This is a genomic window from Streptomyces sp. NPDC058051, assembly GCF_042885475.1.
Classification (GTDB): Bacteria; Actinomycetota; Actinomycetes; order Streptomycetales; family Streptomycetaceae; genus Streptomyces.
In genome coordinates this window covers 448,026-466,601 of sequence record NZ_JBHVRW010000002.1, presented here as the reverse complement: position 1 = coordinate 466,601, position 18,576 = coordinate 448,026, and the positions used below count along the sequence as shown (strand labels likewise).

The 18,576-nt window shown below is 70.0% G+C and carries 15 protein-coding genes and 2 CRISPR repeat arrays; of the genes, 10 read left to right on the top strand and 5 right to left on the bottom strand.

Annotated elements, in window-relative coordinates; genetic code table 11:
• Positions 1–4: 4 nt before the first annotated feature.
• The 10 genes from ACFVUT_RS05495 (at position 5) to cas2e (ending at position 13,506) form a co-directional block, all read left to right on the top strand.
• Positions 5–655, top strand: a complete 651-nt coding sequence (locus ACFVUT_RS05495; RefSeq protein ID WP_389647567.1) for a type VII secretion system-associated protein — start codon at positions 5–7, stop codon at positions 653–655.
• Complete coding sequence (locus tag ACFVUT_RS05490) at positions 652–2,073, top strand: hypothetical protein (protein WP_389647564.1); 1,422 nt, start codon at positions 652–654, stop codon at positions 2,071–2,073. Before ACFVUT_RS05495 ends, ACFVUT_RS05490 begins: the two co-directional genes overlap by 4 nt.
• A gap of 98 nt (positions 2,074–2,171) precedes the next feature.
• A CRISPR array of direct repeats spans positions 2,172–3,786; the repeat unit is 29 nt; unit sequence CGGCTCACCTCCGCTCGCGCGGAGACCAC.
• 171 nt (positions 3,787–3,957) lie between these two features.
• The gene (gene cas3, locus ACFVUT_RS05485) at positions 3,958–6,828 is read left to right on the top strand and encodes a CRISPR-associated helicase Cas3' (RefSeq protein WP_389647561.1); all 2,871 of its coding nucleotides are present in this window, start codon (positions 3,958–3,960) and stop codon (positions 6,826–6,828) included.
• A 225-nt stretch (positions 6,829–7,053) separates the two neighbouring features.
• Positions 7,054–8,664: a type I-E CRISPR-associated protein Cse1/CasA gene (gene casA / locus ACFVUT_RS05480; RefSeq protein ID WP_389647558.1), complete on the top strand. Its 1,611-nt coding sequence runs from the start codon at positions 7,054–7,056 to the stop codon at positions 8,662–8,664.
• The gene (gene casB / locus ACFVUT_RS05475; protein WP_389647555.1) at positions 8,661–9,407 is read left to right on the top strand and encodes a type I-E CRISPR-associated protein Cse2/CasB; all 747 of its coding nucleotides are present in this window, start codon (positions 8,661–8,663) and stop codon (positions 9,405–9,407) included. The genes casA and casB overlap by 4 nt, the downstream gene beginning before the upstream one ends.
• Positions 9,408–9,476: 69 nt before the next feature.
• Positions 9,477–10,661 carry a type I-E CRISPR-associated protein Cas7/Cse4/CasC gene (gene cas7e, locus ACFVUT_RS05470; protein WP_389647551.1) on the top strand — a complete coding sequence of 395 codons (1,185 nt, stop codon included), beginning with the start codon at positions 9,477–9,479 and terminating at the stop codon, positions 10,659–10,661.
• Positions 10,658–11,521, top strand: a complete 864-nt coding sequence (cas5e, locus tag ACFVUT_RS05465; RefSeq protein WP_389647548.1) for a type I-E CRISPR-associated protein Cas5/CasD — start codon at positions 10,658–10,660, stop codon at positions 11,519–11,521. The genes cas7e and cas5e overlap by 4 nt, the downstream gene beginning before the upstream one ends.
• Positions 11,518–12,180, top strand: coding sequence for a type I-E CRISPR-associated protein Cas6/Cse3/CasE (cas6e, locus tag ACFVUT_RS05460; RefSeq protein WP_389647545.1), 663 nt, complete (start codon positions 11,518–11,520; stop codon positions 12,178–12,180). The genes cas5e and cas6e overlap by 4 nt, the downstream gene beginning before the upstream one ends.
• A gap of 71 nt (positions 12,181–12,251) precedes the next feature.
• Complete coding sequence (cas1e, locus tag ACFVUT_RS05455) at positions 12,252–13,169, top strand: type I-E CRISPR-associated endonuclease Cas1e (RefSeq protein WP_389647730.1); 918 nt, start codon at positions 12,252–12,254, stop codon at positions 13,167–13,169.
• Between the two features lie 25 nt (positions 13,170–13,194).
• Positions 13,195–13,506 (top strand): type I-E CRISPR-associated endoribonuclease Cas2e, encoded by a 312-nt coding sequence (cas2e, locus tag ACFVUT_RS05450; RefSeq protein WP_389647542.1) that lies wholly within the window; start codon positions 13,195–13,197, stop codon positions 13,504–13,506.
• An 18-nt stretch (positions 13,507–13,524) separates the two neighbouring features.
• Positions 13,525–15,079: direct repeats of the CRISPR family, unit length 29 nt; unit sequence GTGCTCTCCGCGCGAGCGGAGGTGAGCCG.
• Between the two features lie 146 nt (positions 15,080–15,225).
• Here the strand turns inward: cas2e and ACFVUT_RS05445 are convergent.
• The 5 genes from ACFVUT_RS05445 to ACFVUT_RS05425 all read right to left on the bottom strand — a co-directional run bounded on the left by ACFVUT_RS05445 (position 15,226) and on the right by ACFVUT_RS05425 (position 18,576).
• Positions 15,226–15,384 (bottom strand): hypothetical protein, encoded by a 159-nt coding sequence (locus ACFVUT_RS05445; protein ID WP_389647539.1) that lies wholly within the window; start codon positions 15,382–15,384, stop codon positions 15,226–15,228.
• Between the two features lie 730 nt (positions 15,385–16,114).
• A complete protein-coding gene (locus ACFVUT_RS05440) occupies positions 16,115–16,315 on the bottom strand; it encodes a hypothetical protein (protein WP_389647536.1) in 201 nt (66 codons plus the stop codon).
• Positions 16,315–17,073, bottom strand: coding sequence for an SRPBCC domain-containing protein (locus ACFVUT_RS05435; protein ID WP_389647533.1), 759 nt, complete (start codon positions 17,071–17,073; stop codon positions 16,315–16,317). The genes ACFVUT_RS05440 and ACFVUT_RS05435 overlap by 1 nt, the downstream gene beginning before the upstream one ends.
• Positions 17,074–17,103: 30 nt before the next feature.
• The gene (locus ACFVUT_RS05430; RefSeq protein WP_389647530.1) at positions 17,104–18,351 is read right to left on the bottom strand and encodes a cytochrome P450; all 1,248 of its coding nucleotides are present in this window, start codon (positions 18,349–18,351) and stop codon (positions 17,104–17,106) included.
• A 9-nt stretch (positions 18,352–18,360) separates the two neighbouring features.
• A complete protein-coding gene (locus ACFVUT_RS05425) occupies positions 18,361–18,576 on the bottom strand; it encodes an MbtH family protein (protein ID WP_389647527.1) in 216 nt (71 codons plus the stop codon).

The window sequence follows — 18,576 nt, the reverse complement described above, 5'->3', positions numbered from 1 at the left end:
ACAGATGCAGAACACCGACGGGCCGGCCGGCCAGGCCCTCCCGCCCATACCCGATCACGTCCGTCAGGCCGCGCGGGAGGCCCCCGACCACTGGATCGGTGTGGTCGACCCCGGCTGGCCGGCCACGGCCCCGCCCCCGCCCTGGGCCGTGGCCGGGGAATGGCGTTCGGGGCTCGACGGCGAGGTCGTCGCGTGGCAGCCCAACGACGACTATCGGCCGTCGCCGCTCGCACTGGGCTGGCGGGATCCCACCGATCCGGTGGATGCCGCCGTGCAGCTGGCCGTCACCGGATACGGGCCACTGGACGATGTCGTGGAAGCACTGGCCGGAGCGGAAGTGACGGTGCTCCGGGCACCGGACGGCGGCCCGCTGACAGTCTCCGGTTCGGACGGCGCACCCGCGGTGCCGGTCTTCACCGCCCCGCCCCACCAGCCGTTCGAGGGGGCGCTGGCACACGACACCATCGCGGTCGCCGACCTCGTACGGCGCATCGCTCCCGACGAAGGCCGTCTCTCGGTCAACCCGGCAGGCCCCGCACGCCTCTTGCTGGACACCCGTCAGCTGCTCGACGCCATCGGCACCGCCGCTCCTGCCGGTTCCACCGGCTCACTCCACCCCCTCCCCACCAGTTCTGTCACCCAGAGGACCCCATGACCACGTCCAGGAACGAAGAATCAACGACCGCCTCCGCGCCGGAGACCCACGCCACCGCGGAGGCCACCGGCGCGGCCGGGCCCTCAGCACGGACCGCACCGGCGAAGCGCGGCACGACGAACGCGGCACGACCGTCAGCTCCCCGGGAAGAGGCGGCCGAGGGAGAGGCGAAGACGGCGTCCGCGTCCGTGGGGACGGCCGCCGGCGCGTCCGAAGCCGGGCGGGCGCCTGAGACGAAGGGGGAAGGAGAGGAGGAAGCACAGAACAAGACCGGAAGCGCAGAGGCTTCCACCGCAACCGCCACCACTGCCACAGCCACCGCCGCCGCCGCCGGAAGCACAGCGGAGACCGCCACCTCGGAGGAGGAGGAAGAGTCCACTTCCACCGCCACCTCCACCACGACCGACGCCGAAGCACCCGAGAAGGCGGGCCGGCCGAACAAGGCGCTGCTCGCGGGAGCCGCCATCGCCGGTGTCCTGCTCGTGGCGGTCCCGTTCCTGGTCCACGTGGGCGACGGCGACGACGGCAAGCGTGACGCCGCGAACGGCGAGGCCCCCGGTACCGTTCTCGGCTCGGGCCAGAGCGGCATACCAGGCGCCTACGCGTCCGCGACCCCCTCGCCGCGCGACTCCCCCGGCAAGGAGTCGGCCGCCGGGCGTGACGGCAAGGCCGACAGCTCCTCCGCCGACGGCGCGCACGGGTCCGGACCGATCAACGAAGGCGGGAGCTCGGCAGGCGGGAGCTCCGCAGGCGCGGATGCCTCGGGAGAGAAGTCCACCGGCGACGTGAAGACCACGACCGGGAAGGCCGGCACGGGCACAACCGGAACAACCGGCACGGGCAGCACATCGTCCAGCACATCGACCGGCACCACACAGAAGAGCGCCCCCGTGTCGACCGTCGTCTACACCGGCGTCGCGGGTCACGGCTGTGCCACCCCCGCCGGTGGCGGCTACCAGCAGGACGGCTACTTCACCGAGGGAACCGGCGGCTGGTACACCCGCTCGTCCGGCGGCTGGACGGGGGACGGGTGCAACGGAAGCTACGCCGCCGTTCCAATGTCCGGGGACACCGCCGTCGATGCCGACAGCCGCGTCAAGTGGTGGTGGAAGCCCGGCACCACAGCCCGTACCTGCCAGATCTCCGTGTTCGTCCCGAACAGCAACACGACGCTGTACGTGGGCGGGCACCCCACGACGTACCACGTGCTGGTGAACGCCAACGACCGTACGACCAAGTACAGCAGCTTCACGATCAACCAGGTGGCGCACCGCGGCCAGTGGGTCAACGCGGGCACCTTCACCATGAAGGGCTCCACAATCGGTGTGAAGCTGCTCGACCGGGGTGACGACTGGTCCAACGGCTGGGAAACGGCCCATCACGCCGCCGCGCAGATGAAGGCAACCTGCCGCTCCTGACCCCACCACTCCCCACCGTTCCCGCCTTCCGGGCCTCGACAACCGAACCGGGCCCGGAGAGCGGGGCATCTCGCCGGGCCGACGGGAGGTGCGCCGCGCGGCTCACCTCCGCTCGCGCGGAGACCACGCCAGGGCGTCAGACCAACCCTTGAACTCGTCCGGCTCACCTCCGCTCGCGCGGAGACCACTCGACACCGAGTTCCTTGACGGAGGTGATGAGCGGCTCACCTCCGCTCGCGCGGAGACCACGTAGAGGCGATCACCCCGAGAGTGGTCATGACCGGCTCACCTCCGCTCGCGCGGAGACCACTGGCATCCCAGGCCCGCAGCGCCGCCGGGGAACGGCTCACCTCCGCTCGCGCGGAGACCACGACGCCAGCGCGGCCTTGTACTCGGGGAAGAGCGGCTCACCTCCGCTCGCGCGGAGACCACTACTCGTGCGACGTGCCCCGCTGGTCACCCATCGGCTCACCTCCGCTCGCGCGGAGACCACTGCGTCTGCAGGTACGCGTCGCTGGTGGCCTGCGGCTCACCTCCGCTCGCGCGGAGACCACGCTTGCCGGGCTCGCTCGTGCTGTTCGCCGAGCGGCTCACCTCCGCTCGCGCGGAGACCACACCGCCGTTGACTGCGGCGAGGAAGCTCTTGTCGGCTCACCTCCGCTCGCGCGGAGACCACGAAGTCGCCCCACCACTCCGAAGGCGAATGGGCGGCTCACCTCCGCTCGCGCGGAGACCACCTGGCGATCCTCACCGCGGACATCGGTAGCTACGGCTCACCTCCGCTCGCGCGGAGACCACCGACTTCTACGGGGTGCCCAACGGTGACGACGCGGCTCACCTCCGCTCGCGCGGAGACCACACGGCGGTGTCGTCCCAATCGGGGTGAAGGATCGGCTCACCTCCGCTCGCGCGGAGACCACGCCTCCGGGATACCCGCGGCCATGTATCCGGCCGGCTCACCTCCGCTCGCGCGGAGACCACTTCGACGAGAGTGTCTCCGTCTTCATCTTCCACGGCTCACCTCCGCTCGCGCGGAGACCACGACACCACCCGGGCGCAGCACGGTGTGCACGTCGGCTCACCTCCGCTCGCGCGGAGACCACTCCGGCGGCAGCTTCGTCATGGCCTGCTGGTACGGCTCACCTCCGCTCGCGCGGAGACCACAGGTGGTGCGTATGTGCCGGCTGGGCGGGATGGGGCTCACCTCCGCTCGCGCGGAGACCACGCAGGACAGGGGCATGTCCACGAACAGCCCCAGGGCTCACCTCCGCTCGCGCGGAGACCACAAGTAGCCCTTGCTGCCTTGTCATGGGCGAGTCGGCTCACCTCCGCTCGCGCGGAGACCACGGTGTTGGCGGCGTCGAGGGCCGCGTGCGTGGGGGCTCACCTCCGCTCGCGCGGAGACCACTCCCGCAGCTCCTCGCGAGGCGTCCGCTCCCGCGGCTCACCTCCGCTCGCGCGGAGACCACGGCCGTCGTCCTATTGGCGAAGTCGCCGGCCGCGGCTCACCTCCGCTCGCGCGGAGACCACGCTTTGAGCGCTGCGTCCAGATAGTGTCCAGACGGCTCACCTCCGCTCGCGCGGAGACCACCTGGCGACCGGCGCCCTGGCGACGCTCGCGAACGGCTCACCTCCGCTCGCGCGGAGACCACTCGGACGACCCGGGTCGGCCGACGACGTCCCACGGCTCACCTCCGCTCGCGCGGAGACCACCCTTCGCGACCTGCCCTTATCTGACCACTTTGCAGTTTCTTTGCCGAGTCTCGTCGTGCATGCATCTCAATTCTTCGTCGTCGCGCAGCGAGTGTAAGGCCCGGTCCTCAAATCGCAAGCACATTGGGCTATTTGGGGCTGTTGTCAGTACGGGGTGCTATCTCTGAGGACATGGTGAAGCGCGACCGGGCTGGAGACTCGGGAGACTGTTTTCTGGATGCTCGTATGTGGGGGAAGGAGAACGGGCTGTCGCGGCCCTATCCGGTGATGTGCCATCTCCTCGACACCGGGGCGGTGTTCCAGGAGCTTTGGGATGTCATTCTGAGCGACAGGTCCAGAGCTGCCATTGCAGATGCACTCGGCCTGAGCGCGGTGGAGGCGCGCACGGTGGTTTCGTTCTGGGCAGGGTTGCATGACATCGGCAAGATCACGCCCCCGTTCCAGGCTCAGGTTCCCGCCTGCTACGCACCAGTTCGCGACGATCCCGCCTACGTCAGCGCGCCGGGCGCCGAGAACGAGAAGGCCTTTCGCCACGAGATCGCATCTCACTGGTCCCTTTCCGAACTGTTCGAGGAGGCGGGCTATCCCAGTGGCGGGCGCCTGCTCCGAAAGTCCGTGGGGCATCAGATCGCACAACTGCTGGGTGGTCATCACGGCCTTTTCGGGGCGGTGTTGCAGGCGAAGCAGGTAGCGCAGGCCGGCGACTACAACCCGGGCCTGGGAAAGCGGGGTTGGGCTGGTCAGCGTCGAGCGCACTTTCAGGAGCTTCGGCGGGCCATGGGTGCGTTCACCGTTCCTCTGAGCGGGCTGCCGGCCGGGTTGGCGGTGGTGGTGAGCGGCTTGGTCGTGGTGGCGGACTGGCTGGCGAGCCAGACGTCCGCAATCGAGCCGCGTATCCCAGGCCCTGGCTGGTCGGGTACGGCTGCGGAGGTCGACGCGCACTGGCGGGCAGCGGTGAAGGCCGCGCCGGAGTTGGTGCGGGCGGCACGGTTGGGCCGGGCTCGGTTCTCGGCCGAGGAGTTCGGTGCGATGTTCCCCTTCGCTCCCAACAGCCTGCAGCGGGATCTTGTGGAGCATCTTCCCGGGATGGTCGATGAGCACGGGTCGGGGCTGGTGCTGGTGACGGCGCCAACGGGTGACGGGAAGACCGAGGCGGCGTTGTTCGCGGCCTCGTTGCTGGGGCGGGAGGCGGGTGCACGGGGGGTGTACTTCGCGCTGCCGACGATGGGTACGGCGGACGCGATGCTGCCGCGGGTAGAGGCGTTCGCCTCTCGGGCCCTGTCCGGGGAGCGTGCGTTGATGCTGTTGCATTCGATGGCATGGCTGAGTACCGCGGGCAGCGGGGACACGTCGGCTGCGTTCGAAACCCCGGTCGGCGAGGGCCTGGTGAGCACTGAGAGGGGGTCGGCGGTCGAGGCGGACGGGTGGCTGCGGGGCTCGAAGCGCGGGCTGCTCGCCCCGCTGGGCGTGGGCACGATCGACCAGGCGCTGAGTGCTGTGCTGCCTCTGCGGTACAACGCGTTGCGGCTGTTCGGTTTGTCGGACAAGGTGTTCGTGGTCGATGAGGCGCACGCGTACGGCCCGTGGATGCATCAGCTCCTCGTGCGGCTCCTGGAGTGGCTGGGTGCTGTGGGCGCCCCGGTCGTGCTGCTGTCGGCCACGCTGACGGGCCGTTCGGCCGGTTCGCTGGTGGACGCGTACCGGCGTGGTGCTGGGTTCTCGGAGCCGTCCCGTGTGGTTCCGCGGTATCCGGGCTGGCTGTTCGCGAGCGGGGTCTCGGGGGAGGTTTCGGCTGCACGGAGTACCGCGAGCAACCGTGCCCGGACGTTGAAGGTGTCGCGTCGGCCGGTGGTGTGGGACACCGCGGAGTCGGGTGGTGCTCCGGTCCGGGAAGGCGGTCGGCGTGCGGCGTTGCGGGACGTACTGGCTCCTGTCGCCGCGGAGGGCGGTACGGCACTGGTGTGCTGCACGACGGTGGCCGAGGCCCAGCAGACGTACCGGGATGTGCGGGCGGCGTTTCCCGACCTCGCGGCACGTCCCGGCGGGTTGCGGTTGCTGCACTCCCGGTTCCCCGCGGATGTGCGGGCTTCCATCACGGCCCACTGTGAGAGTGCGTACGGAAAGCCCCGGCCCTCCGTGGGAATGGTTGCCGCACGTCCGGCGTCGGTGCTCGTGGCGACGCAGGTGGTGGAGCAGTCCCTGGACTTCGATTTCGACTTGGTGGTGAGCGACCTCGCCCCGCTGGCACAGCTGTTGCAGCGTGCCGGACGTGGGCGACGGCACGAACGCGGTCTTCTCGGCCGGCCTCGGTGGGCGGCGGCGGAGGACGAGCCGGAGCTGGTGGTACTCGATCCCCTGGCCGCACCCGACGGCTCCGTCCCCCGCTCGTGGGGAACGGTCTATGACGCGGGGCTGCTCAGGCGCACCTCGCTGATCCTGGCGGAGTGCGCGCGGGACTGCATCGCGGTTCCCAGAGATGTGCAGCGGCTGGTGGACAAGGTGTACGAGGACGGCTTCGTCGACCACCTGGAAGGCGCTGCCCTTGAGGAGCTGGTCCGGCTGGACGAGGCGCGTGCGGCGGGCGAGGCGGCCGAGAGGCATCTGGCGGCCTGGACCGGCATCTGCGCACCTGCGGACGTGAAGGGCGATCTCAGCAAGCTGTCCCTGCGGGAGGCGGGGGTGACCGAGGAGTTGCTGACGACCCGTCTCGGTGCCGACACCGGCCGGGTGCTCTGCCTGTACGAACAGGCAGACGGGGCGGTGACACTCGACCCGGAAGGCAAGACCCCGGTCCCTGCCGGGGGCCGTCACGGCCTCGAAGCGGCGGAGCTGGCCGATGTCGCGCGGCGGGTGGCACCGGTGCCGGGGCGATGGCTACGGGGCGGCGGGCCCGCCGGCACTGTCCCGGAGAAGTGGGGGACACATCCTTCGCTTCGTGACCTCGTTCTGCTGCGCATGGTCCCCGTCGGGAGCGGAACCTGGAAGTGCCGGCATGGGCGCTACACGGTCTCCATATCCGAGGTCGGCCTCGAAGCCGAGTAACGTCTTCACGTTTCGGTCACACGACTCACGCATTTCCACTACTTTCCAAGTGGGGCCCTCCGTAGCCGAGTTGTCACCACCCGCCACCCTGCCCGGAAGGCTGCCCGGCGTGGAAGGCAGGGACGCCGACGACATGCACGGCAGGGGACGACGACAACATGCGCGGCGGGGGACGGCGGCCTCCGATCCAGCCCAGCACCTTCGCGATGAGGACAGGACGCATCCATGCCGACTGGCACATACAACCTGATCGACCGGCCGTGCGTCCCCGTGCGCTGGAAACCCGGCAGCGCCGCCTCTGCCGCGGGCGGGTTCCCGGACCGGGTGGGGCTGCGCGAACTCTTGCTGCGCAGCCACGACATCGAGTCCCTCACCGTGGCCGACGCGCCCGCGCACGCGGCTTTGCTCCGCATCCTCTACGCACTCACTTCCCGGGTGGCCGGCCTGACCGAGCAAGGCCCTGAAGGCGACTGGGACGAACGTCGGCTGGACGTTCTCGACGCCGGCCGGCTTCCGCCCAAAGAGGTCGACGCGTACTTCAGAGAGTTCGAGGACCGGTTCTTCCTGTTCGCCCCTGGTGGTCGCCCGTGGATGCAGGATCCCCGGCTGGCAGACCAGTGCGACGCCACGAACACCGCCGGCGTCAACAAGCTCATCGTCACCCGGCCTTCGGGCAACAACCACTCCTGGTTCCGGCACGACTCGGACACCGCAGCCGAGCCGCCCACCGCGTCCGAAGCCTTCCTCAGTCTCCTGGTGTGGCACTACTACGGCCCGTCCGGCCGCTGTTCGTCGCGCGAAGTGAACGGAGTGAAGAGCGCGAGCGCCACCGCCGGTCCGCTGCGGACCGCTTTGTCCTACCACCCCGAAGGCACGTCCCTCTTCGAGACGCTGCTCGCCGGTCTGGTGCCGCCGGAGACCGGCGTGGTCGGGGAAGAGGACCTGTGCCCGTGGGAGCAGGACGAACTGCCCGATCCGGACAGTCCGCCGCGGACATCCCGCGGGCCGCGTTCCCGGCACACCGGCCGCTCCCAGCACGCGCTGCTCCTGGTTCCGGACGAGGACGGCGCCCATGTGCGGGACGCGTTCATCACCTGGGCCTATCGGGGTGAACGGATGCCGCGGGAGGACGACTACCTGATCTGGCAGGTCAGCCAGCAGGGCAACCGCTACCCGCGCCCCGCCGACGCCGGCCGGGCGCTGTGGCGTGACCTGGACGCCCTGCTGCTGCAGCATCCGCCCGCAGGCAGCGCACACCCGCAGCAGCCTCGGGTGTTCCACAGTGCGGTGGAGGTGTCCGGGGACCTGCGGGTCCGGGCACTCGGCTTCGACCAGGAGGGGCAGGCCAAGGACACACAGTTCATCGACGCCGGCACCCCGGCCGTCCTCGGATTCGCCGAGCGCAACGACGCCCGCACTGTCCCCGCGGTGGGTCGTCTGCGGCAGTTCGGCGAACTGTACGGGCGCCGCCTGGACCGGGCGGTCAAACGCGCCTGGGCCGCCTATGTCAGGGACGCCAAGGCGGATGGCGCGGCCTGGGCCGCGGAGGCCGGCGCCCGGTACTGGCCTCGCGCCGAGGCCGAGTTCTGGGCACGGTTTCGCCTCCTGGACCGCACCGGCGACGTCGCCGACGGCGGTTTCGACCCGACAGCCACCCGTCGGGCGTTCCTGCGCCTGGCCGAGGAGGCGTACGACGCGGTGACCGAACCCGTCACCCGCACCCTGCGCGGCGCGAAAGCCGTCTCGCAAGCCCGCATCGACCTCTACGGCGGAACCCCGAAGAACCGGGCGACCGCGCCCGGCCCCCGCGCGAAGACCAAGGAGCCCACCGGATGACGACTACTCCCCCACCGTCCACCAGCGACGTCACCGGCCCACCGGATACGGCGACCGGGAAAATCCCACAGCAGAACGGCACACCGCGGGCCGGCCGCTCGCGCGCGTACACCAACTGGGTCGAGCGGGTCTGCCGCGAAGACGCCGGCGCCCGCAGTGCGTTACGCAGCGGGCTGCGGAAGGATCTCGACTCGGTAGGGCGCATGCACCGCCTGGTCGCCCCGTGGCTGCCCGAACAGCGCTCCGTGGACGTGGAGCGGGCGTACTACGCGGTCGCCGCGATGATCGCGGCCCAGCCTCGCAGCGCGCCCGCGGCACCGGATCACACGGCCGCAGGCCCCGTACAGCCCGACGAACACGAGCCCTCCCGCAGCGCAGTGCGGCGACGCACCAGTCTCGGCACGGCGTTCGCCACCGCCGTCACCGAGGGGCCGGGAAGGGAGAAGGAAATGCGGGCAGGCACCGCGGAGAGCCGTCTCAACCTCCTCACCCGCCAGAGCGTCACCGGCCTGCACCGACACCTTCCCGCCTCCGTCGGGTACCTGCGCTCGCTGGGCGTGGACGTCGACTGGGCGCAACTGCTCGACGACATCGGCAACTGGCGCCGGCGCTCCGGGCGGATCTCCCGCACCTGGCTCCAGGACTTCTACCGGCTGAGGGACAAGGACGCCGCGCAGCAGGCCGACGAAGCCGATGAGGAAGACCTTTCGGCAGATTCGACGGCGGCCTCCGTCTCCCCCTGACCGCACCCCCACCGACCACGTGATGACGCAACACACCCATCACACGCATCCGTACGAGGGAGTAGCAGCATGCCCATGGCCGCCCGTTTCATCGACATCCACATCATCCAGAGCGTCCCGTTCGCCAACCTGAACCGGGACGACACGAACTCCGTCAAAACGGTGCAGTTCGGCAATGTATTGCGCACCCGGGTCAGCAGCCAGTCCTGGAAGCGCGCTGTCCGCGGCGTGTTCGAGGACCGCATCGGCCAGGCTGCCCTGCGTACCCGCCGCATCGGCGAGCGCGTCACCCGCCTCCTCGCCGAGGATAGGGAGTGGCCGCTGGATCTCGCCGAGAAGGCGGGGGCGCATACGGCTGCGGCCAGCAGCATCAAGTTCGAACTCGCGAAGAACCCGGCAGACCCCAAACAGAGCGTCCCCAACAAGGTCCTCACCAACGCCATGGTCTACGTCCCCGAGAGCGCCGTCGCCGAACTCGCCGGTCTGGCCGAGGAGTACCGCGAGGCACTGCAGGCGGCGAAGGACATCAAGAAGCCCGCGGACAAGAGCGTCCTGCCCGCGGACCGGGTCGAGGCGGTCCTCCGCTCCCGCAACGGCGTCATCAACGTTTTCGGCCGCATGCTCGCCGAGGTCGACAGTGCCGGTGTCGACGGCGCCGTCCAGGTCGCCCATGCCCTCACCACCCACGAAACCGACGTCGAACTCGACTACTTCTCCGCCGTGGACGACGTCACCGCCCACTGGGGCGACCAGACCGGCAGCGGCCATATGGGCCACACCGAATTCAGCGCCGGCACCTTCTACCGGTACGCCACCATCGACCTCCGCGACCTCGCCGCCAACATCGGCGAGAACCCCGCCGAACTCCGCGAACTCTCTGCCGCCTTCCTCAGCGCGTTCATCCTGTCCCTGCCCCAGGCGAAGAAGAACTCCACGGCTCCCCACACCATTCCCGACCTCGCCCACATCTCCGTACGCGCCGACCGGCCCCTCTCGTACGCCGCGGCGTTCGAAAGCCCGGTCGCCGCGTCCGGGCAGGGCGGCTTCGCAGGCGCCTCCCGCACCGCCCTCTCCGAGTACGCCGAGGCCGCCAACCGCCTCCTCGGCACCGGCGGCATCCTCGAATCCGGCTGGGCCGGAGTCGACACCAAGGGCCTCGACGGGCTCGGCACCCGCCGCACCAGCTTCGACACTCTCATCGATGCCGCCCTCGACAGCGCTCTGACCGCGTACCCCGCCGGAGGCGCAGCATGAGCGCCCTCCTCCCCGACCCCGAACCGGGACTTCTCCTCCGCCTGACCGGCCCTCTCCAGTCCTGGGGCTTGCACAGCCACTTCAACGAACGCGACACCGCCGCCTTCCCCACCCGCTCCGGCATCATCGGCCTCCTCGCCTCAGCCCTCGGACGACGCCGCGACCAGCCCATCAACGACCTCACATCACTGCACATGACGGTGCGCACCGACCGACCCGGCGTGATGCTGCGCGACCTGCACACCGTCGGCGGCGGACTCCCCGCCAAAGCCACCGTGACCACGGCCGAAGGCAAGAAGCGCACCGGCGACACCGGCACCCTTCTCACCCACCGCTACTACCTCGCCGACGCCGCCTTCACCCTCGCCCTCACCACACCCCGGCCCAATGCCGAGGACCGCGCACTCCTCGGCCGCTGCGCCGACGCCCTGCGCAGCCCCCGGTGGCCCCTACACCTCGGGCGACGCTCCTGCCCACCCGAAGGCCCCGTACTACTCGGGCAGAGCGACGACGCACTGCACCACCTCATCCACCTGCCCCTCGCCGCCCGCCCGACCACCGGCCCCGGGCCGGGAGGCAGGCCGGTGGATTTCCTGGCGGACCGCCCGCTGAACCAGCTGCCCGCCCCGGCCCACACGACCAGCGACACGGACGAGGACGGTTCCCACCCCTCCGGCGAACTCAACGACCAACCCGTCAGCTACCACCCCCGCCAACGCGCCTACCGTGCCCGGCCGCTGTACCGGCGCACCCTGCTCCTCCCGCCCTCCCAGTTCGCCGGACTCGGAAGGGAGCAGCTCACCGCACTGGGCCACTACCTCGACACCCGGCTGCACACCACCGAAGGGAGCCGACGATGACCCTCTGGCTCACCCGGATCGTCCCTGACACCCGCTCCCGGGACGCCCGCCGCGACCTCAGCGGCCCCATCGGCATGCACCGCCGCATCATGGGCCTCTTCCCGTCCGACGCCGGCCCCGACCCCCGCGCCCGCTTCGGAGTCCTCTTCCGCGCCGAAGACACCCCCACCGGGTCGCATCTGCTCGTCCAGTCCACGCACGAACCTGACACCAGCCGCCTCCCCGACGGCTACGGATCCGCCCTCACCCGCCCCCTCGACGCCCTTATTGACGCCATCCGCCCCGGCCTCACCATCCGCTACCGCTGCGTCGCCAGCCCCGTCCGTAAACCCGGCGCCACCACCCGCGCCCTCTACAACCTCCCACCCGTCGTCGCACTCACCGGCACGGCAGCCGACGAATGGTGGCTCCGCCAAGCCGACCTCAGCGGCCTCAAACCCCTCACCCATCACTCCCACCCCCTGGACGCCGTACGAGGAGAGCGCCACTCCGACGGCGCCCCGCCCCAGCGCATCCGCCACGCCCGCGTCCAGTTCGACGGCACCGCGGCCATCATCGACACCGACCTGCTCCGGACGAAGATCCTCAACGGCATCGGACGTGGCAAGGCTTACGGCTGCGGCCTCCTCAGCATCGCCCCCGCGAGGCAGCCCCAGTGACCCCACGCCCGACGACCAGGCCCCTCACCACCAGCAACGCCCGGCGCAAACTCGCCGCGCCCACCGTCGCCATGCTCCCCCGCATCGCCGACTCCCTCTCCTTCCTCTACCTCGACATCGTCCGCATCCACCAGGACGACACCGGAGTCTGCGCGGAAGTCACCAGCGAACAACGAGGCACAGAGACCGTCTATCTCCCCACCGCAGCCCTCAGCTGCGTCCTCCTCGGCCCCGGTACCTCCATCACCGCGCGCGCCCTCGCCACCTTCGCCAGAAACGGCACCACCGTCGTCACGGCCGGATCAGGAGGCGTCCGCTGCTACTCCGCGGCCGTCCCCGAATCCCTCACCACCCTCTGGCTCGAACGCCAGACCCGCGCCTGGGCCAACGACTCCCACCGCCTCGCCCTCGCTCAAGCCATGTACGAACTCCGCTTCGGAGACGGCACCGCGACCGGTGGGACCAGCCTCGAAAAGCTCCGCGGCATGGAAGGCCAACGCGTCAAAGCCCACTACCAACTCCTCGCCCGCCAATACAAGATCGGCCGCTTCCGCCGGGCCTACGACCCCGCCTCCTGGGACAGCCAGGACCCCGTCAACCTCGCTCTGTCCTCGGCCAACACCTGCCTCTACGGCATCGTGCACGCCGCAATCGTCGCGCTCGGCTGCTCACCGGCCCTCGGCTTCGTCCACAGCGGCAACCAACAAGCCTTCGTGTACGACATTGCGGACCTCTACAAAGCCGAACTCACCATCCCGCTCGCCTTCTCCCTGCACGCGTCATCCAGCCCCGAAGGCGAAGCACGCCGCTCGTTCCGCCACGAACTCCGCCTCTTCCAGCTGCTCCCCCGCATCGTCACCGACATCCAGCAGCTCCTCGACCCGAACCACACCTACGAATGCCCTGACCCCGAAGAACAACTGGTCGACCTGTGGGATCCGATCGCCGGCTCCGTACCCGCCGGCATCAACCACGGGAAACCACTGTGACCCGCACACCGGAAAGCCATGGCCCATGTCCTCGATGATCGTCATCTCGGCCACCGCCGTCCCCGACCACCTACGCGGCGCCCTCACCCGCTGGCTCCTCGAAGTCACACCCGAGCTGTACGTCGGCACCGTCTCGGCCAAGGTCCGCGACGAACTCTGGTCAGCCGTCGCCGCCTGCACCGACGACGGAATGGCAGTCCTCACCCACCCAGCCGACAACGAACAAGGCTTCCAAATACGAACAGCAGGCACCCGCCGCCGCAAAGCCCTCGACTTCGACGGCCTCACCCTGATCGCCTTCCAACGAGAAAGTCAAGAAGTGGCAAACCCTCTCTAACGTGCCAGGTCAGGAAGGGTGCTCTCCGCGCGAGCGGAGGTGAGCCGTCCTCGAACGCTGCGTCCGGGCGCAGCGCCTCGGTGCTCTCCGCGCGAGCGGAGGTGAGCCGCATCAGCGCGCTGAATGATTCGCACCGCCAGGGTGCTCTCCGCGCGAGCGGAGGTGAGCCGTGCGGCAACACCGTGTGCGTGAACCCCGAACAGTGCTCTCCGCGCGAGCGGAGGTGAGCCGCCGATGCTGGCCATCATCGTGTGCACGGGTTTGTGCTCTCCGCGCGAGCGGAGGTGAGCCGGCGTCTTCGCAGCGGCCCGGCATGTTGCGACCGTGCTCTCCGCGCGAGCGGAGGTGAGCCGGTGAGCGCGGTCATGGTGAAGATCGCGCCGCCGTGCTCTCCGCGCGAGCGGAGGTGAGCCGTCGAAGCGGAGTTCCACGCAAGGTTCGCGCCAGTGCTCTCCGCGCGAGCGGAGGTGAGCCGCCGGCGTGTCCGCCTCGTGCACCTGGCACGGGGTGCTCTCCGCGCGAGCGGAGGTGAGCCGTAGACCAGTCCGTCACGGGCGGGCGCGGCGTCGTGCTCTCCGCGCGAGCGGAGGTGAGCCGCCGCTCATCGTCAGCACTGCCACCCAGGCCGAGTGCTCTCCGCGCGAGCGGAGGTGAGCCGTACGCCGGCACCCGCCTGGAAAAGCAGGAGTTGTGCTCTCCGCGCGAGCGGAGGTGAGCCGCTGGTTGCTCTCGCCAATCGTGAGGCGAGAGTGTGCTATCCGCGCGAGCGGAGGTGAGCCGCTGTCGCGCTTGTAGCCGGTGCGGTTCTCGTCGTGCTCTCCGCGCGAGCGGAGGTGAGCCGGTCGCCGAGGACTCCTGTGCCACCATCACGGCGTGCTCTCCGCGCGAGCGGAGGTGAGCCGATCAACCCGCCGGGAGCGGAGCTCCTCGCCCTGTGCTCTCCGCGCGAGCGGAGGTGAGCCGCTTGAGTCTCTGACCATTGACGAGATTGACGCGTGCTCTCCGCGCGAGCGGAGGTGAGCCGCCTGGCCCGTCCGGTCATGCGGGGCTTCGTCAGTGCTCTCCGCGCGAGCGGAGGTGAGCCGCCCCGGACCATGGGCGGCACGACGAACACAGGGTGCTCTCCGCGCGAGCGGAGGTGAGCCGTCCTATGTTCGGTGATCTCTTCGTCGCTCTCTGTGCTCTCCGCGCGAGCGGAGGTGAGCCGGCCGTTGGTCTGCTGTCGGAGGATGGTGCGTCGTGCTCTCCGCGCGAGCGGAGGTGAGCCGCCCGCACGCAAGACGTTCACGATCGGGGACGAGTGCTCTCCGCGCGAGCGGAGGTGAGCCGCCGGAACGCCGGGCCCCCTACGACGCGCTCGTGTGCTCTCCGCGCGAGCGGAGGTGAGCCGCAGGTCGTGCCGCGCCACCCGTACGGGCAGATGTGCTCTCCGCGCGAGCGGAGGTGAGCCGTCCTGCGTCTTCTTGACCGCCTGCTGAAGGCCGTGCTGTCCGCGCGAGCGGAGGTGAGCCGTTGCCCTAGTGGCTCTTGAGTTCCTGGACGTCGTGCTCTCCGCGCGAGTGGAGGGAGCCGGACGCATCCACCGATTGCTCCGTCTCACCTCCGTACTCGCGAAGTGACTCGATGGGAGCTTCCCCGTGGACGAACCGAGCCCAAATCCCTTCAGTTCGCGGGGGGAAGCATGGAGAAGGCGCCACGTGGCGGCCTGCCATACCCGAGCTACCGCGTCAGTCGTGGGATCGGGCCGTCAGGAGGCTCGGGCTGCCCGCATGCGATCCGCGCGACGTGCGACACCACATGGGCCACCGTGACCTCGACGAGCGGCGTGTCCATCCGCGAGGTGTCTCGCCGGCTCAGGCATCGCTCGATCGAGGTCATGGTGGACAAAGTACGGCCACCTCACCCGGAACGGCCGGGAACGCTGCCGTCAGGTGGTCGCGGCGGCCAGGGCGTCGCACATGCTCACAGCAAGCCGAGCGACTTCAGAACCCGGCGCTGACGCGGTGCCGGGTCAGCGGGCCAGTAGAGGTAGCAGACCCCGCCCGTACCGCTTCCACTGGAGTCCGTTCCGGTCCGTTCGGGTGCGGCGTGCTGGTTTCGTGCTGACCGGCCCACCGCACCTGGGACTTGTCCCTCCTCCCATCGGGGGGACTGCCGCCGTTCCTCACTACCATCCACCTATCCATCCATACATCCGCAAGCAGCCGAAGCAAGAGAACGCGAGTTCCCTATGCACGCGTCGATGTGGGACGTGAGGACGCCGGCCGCCTTTCTCGGCAAGCCGAATTCCTGGGTCTACGACAACCACGTAAAGGAAGGAATGCCGAGCTTCCGCGTGGGTCGGCAAATGCGCTTCTCCCCTGAAGAAGTTCAGCGATGGCTGGAAGCGCGACGCCGAGTGGCCGGATGAACGCCACCCAGCAGGTGACCGTACACGACGGCCTCAAGGCCACCATCGACGTGCAGAGCGAGCAGAAAGCGCCTTCCCCCGCGTGGGCTGCACCTTGGCTTGGTCAATCACCATGCCGGTACAGCGCGTTCTCGATACCACTCACTCGGGCAGTCGGACCGACCCATCGGAAATCTCCGGGTTCGATGCGGGCCCGGGCTACCAGCGGCGGCGTGGCGGCGCCGGGTTGAGCTTGGCGGTGAGCGCCGAGAGGAAGGTCGGGAGCTTGTCGACCATGGCTTTGGGGACCGCGGTGGTCTGGACGGTGCCTCTCCTCACGTCCTGGACGACGAGGGCGTAGGTGCCGTTCTCCTCAACGAGTTCGGCGGCAAAGAGCAGTGTCTGAGTGGAGGTTTCCATCAGAGCTCCTGGGTTCGTGTGTCGTTGAGCCAGGCGGTCCACGCCTTGGTGGCCTGCTGCTCGTCGGTGTGCTCGGCGAACAGGTGGTGGCCGAGCCAGATCGGCACGTTCCAGGTGCTGCCGTTGAAGAACCGGTACAGGGCATCCGGGCCTCGCAGGCCGACGAAGTCGGTGCTGAGCCAGTCGACGACCACCTCCACGGGGTCGTGGTCCGGGCCGGGGGCGAGGAGCGTGAACCGGTCGCCGACGGCCGCGTCGTCGGCGAGGCCGAGGCGCCGGCGCAGGGCGGCGAAGTCGGCTGGGTCGGCGGTGGGTTCGGGGTGCTGGGACCTGACGTAGACGGCGAGGCGGCCGGCGAAGTGCCGGAGGTACTCTGCGAGGGCGTGCTGGTGGAAGTCGATGTACTTCTCGGCCACGTCCGTCTTGGCGTCCCAGTTCCAGGCGTCGTCGACGATGCCCGTGTGCACCCAGTGGATTCCCATCCGCAGGTGGCTCGTGACTCCGTCGGCCGGCTCGATGCGGTAGCTGAGCGTGTTGGAGAACCCGCCGTCCTGGGTCGCCCGCACGGCGAAGTGGTGCGGCGGCTCCCACGCCACGACGGTGGCATCTCCCCGGGTGACCTTCCCGCCGACGCGCGGCTCGATCTCCATCGGATAGAGCCAGCCGAGGTTGCCGGGGCCGGTGGCGACCGCGTCCCAGACCTGGTCGGGTGGGGCGGGCAGGTACTGCTCCCGGCGGACCTCGAACTCTCGGGCCATGGTCGGTTCTCCTTCGTCGTCGTTCACGTGTCAGTAGGCGAGCGGGAGGGCGGTCAGCCGCCGCTGCAGCGGGTTGTTCCGCCAGTCCGGCACCGCCCCGTCGGCCAGCCGCAACTCGGGGAGCCTGCGCACCAGCGTGCCGACGGCCACCTCCGCCTGGAGCTTGGCCAGCGGGCCGCCGAGGCAGAAGTGCGGGCCGTGGCCGAAGCTCAGGTGCCGGTTGCCGGGGCGGGACAGGTCGAGCCGGTCGGGGCCCTCGAAGCGCTCGGGATCGCGGTTGGTCGCGCCGAGGAACAGGTACACCAGCTCGCCCTCCCCCAGCTCCCGTCCGCCGATCTCCAGGTCCTCCGCGACGACCCGGACGATCGCCTGGGTCACCGTGTCGTAGCGGGCCAGCTCCTCGACGGCGCCGCGGATCAGGCCCGGGTCCGCACGCAGCCGGGCCAGCTGGTCCGGGTGGCGCAGCAGGGCCAGCACTCCGTTGCCGATCAGGTGGGTGGTGGTCTCGTCGCCGGCGGTGATCAGGACGAAGCAGGTGGACAGCAGTTCGGAGTCGGTGAGCCGGTCGTCCTGCGTCTGGGTGGCGACCAGGGCGCTGATCAGGTCGTCGCCCGGTTCACGTCGGCGCTGCCGGATGAGCCCGGACAGGTACTCCTCGTACTGGTCGATCGCCGCCTCGGACTTGTCGATGTCCTCGCTGAGCCGGCCGAAGCGGCGAAACCAGCTCTTGACCTGCGGTCGGTCCTCGACCGGAATGCCGAAGAGCTCGCAGACGACGGACATCGGCAGCGGGGAGGCGACCGCCTCGATCAGGTCCATGGTCGGCCCGGCCGCGACCGCCTCGTCGATGAGCCGGTCGACGATCCGCTGGACGCCGTCGCGCAGGGCCTCGACGCGCCGGGCGGTGAAGGCCCTGTTGGCCAGTTTGCGCAGCCGGGCGTGGTCCGGCGGGTCGGTGTTGGTCATCACCCGGCCGAGTCGCTCGGTGAGTCGGCTGAGGGCTTTGAGGTCGCCGCCGAGCGCGCAGTAGGCGCGGGTCATCCGGTCCCGGTCGTTGGACAGCCGCAGGTCGCTCAGCGCCGCCTCGACGTCGGCGTACCGGGTGAGGTACCAGGCGCCCTGGGCGCTGCGGTGGACCGGGTCCTCGCGCCGCATGCGGGCGTAGAAGGGGTACGGATCCCGCCGGGCCTCGGGAGTGAACAGGGCCGCGGCGAGGTCGTCGGGCCGGGCGGTGCCCGCGGCGTCGCGGGCACCGTCCAGTGTTTCGGTGGAGGTCACGTCGGCCCGCTACTGCTGGGCGTCCATGGCGACCGCGAGGCTCTTGGGCCGCATGTCGGTCCAGGCCTGCTCGACGTGCTCCAGGCAGGCGGCGTGGGTGTCGGGGCCGTGGGCGACGGTCCAGCCGGCCGGGACGTCCGCGAACTGCGGCCAGAGCGAGTGCTGGTTCTCGTCGTTGACGAGGACGAGGAAGGTGCCGTCCTGATCGTCGAAGGGGTTGGTCAT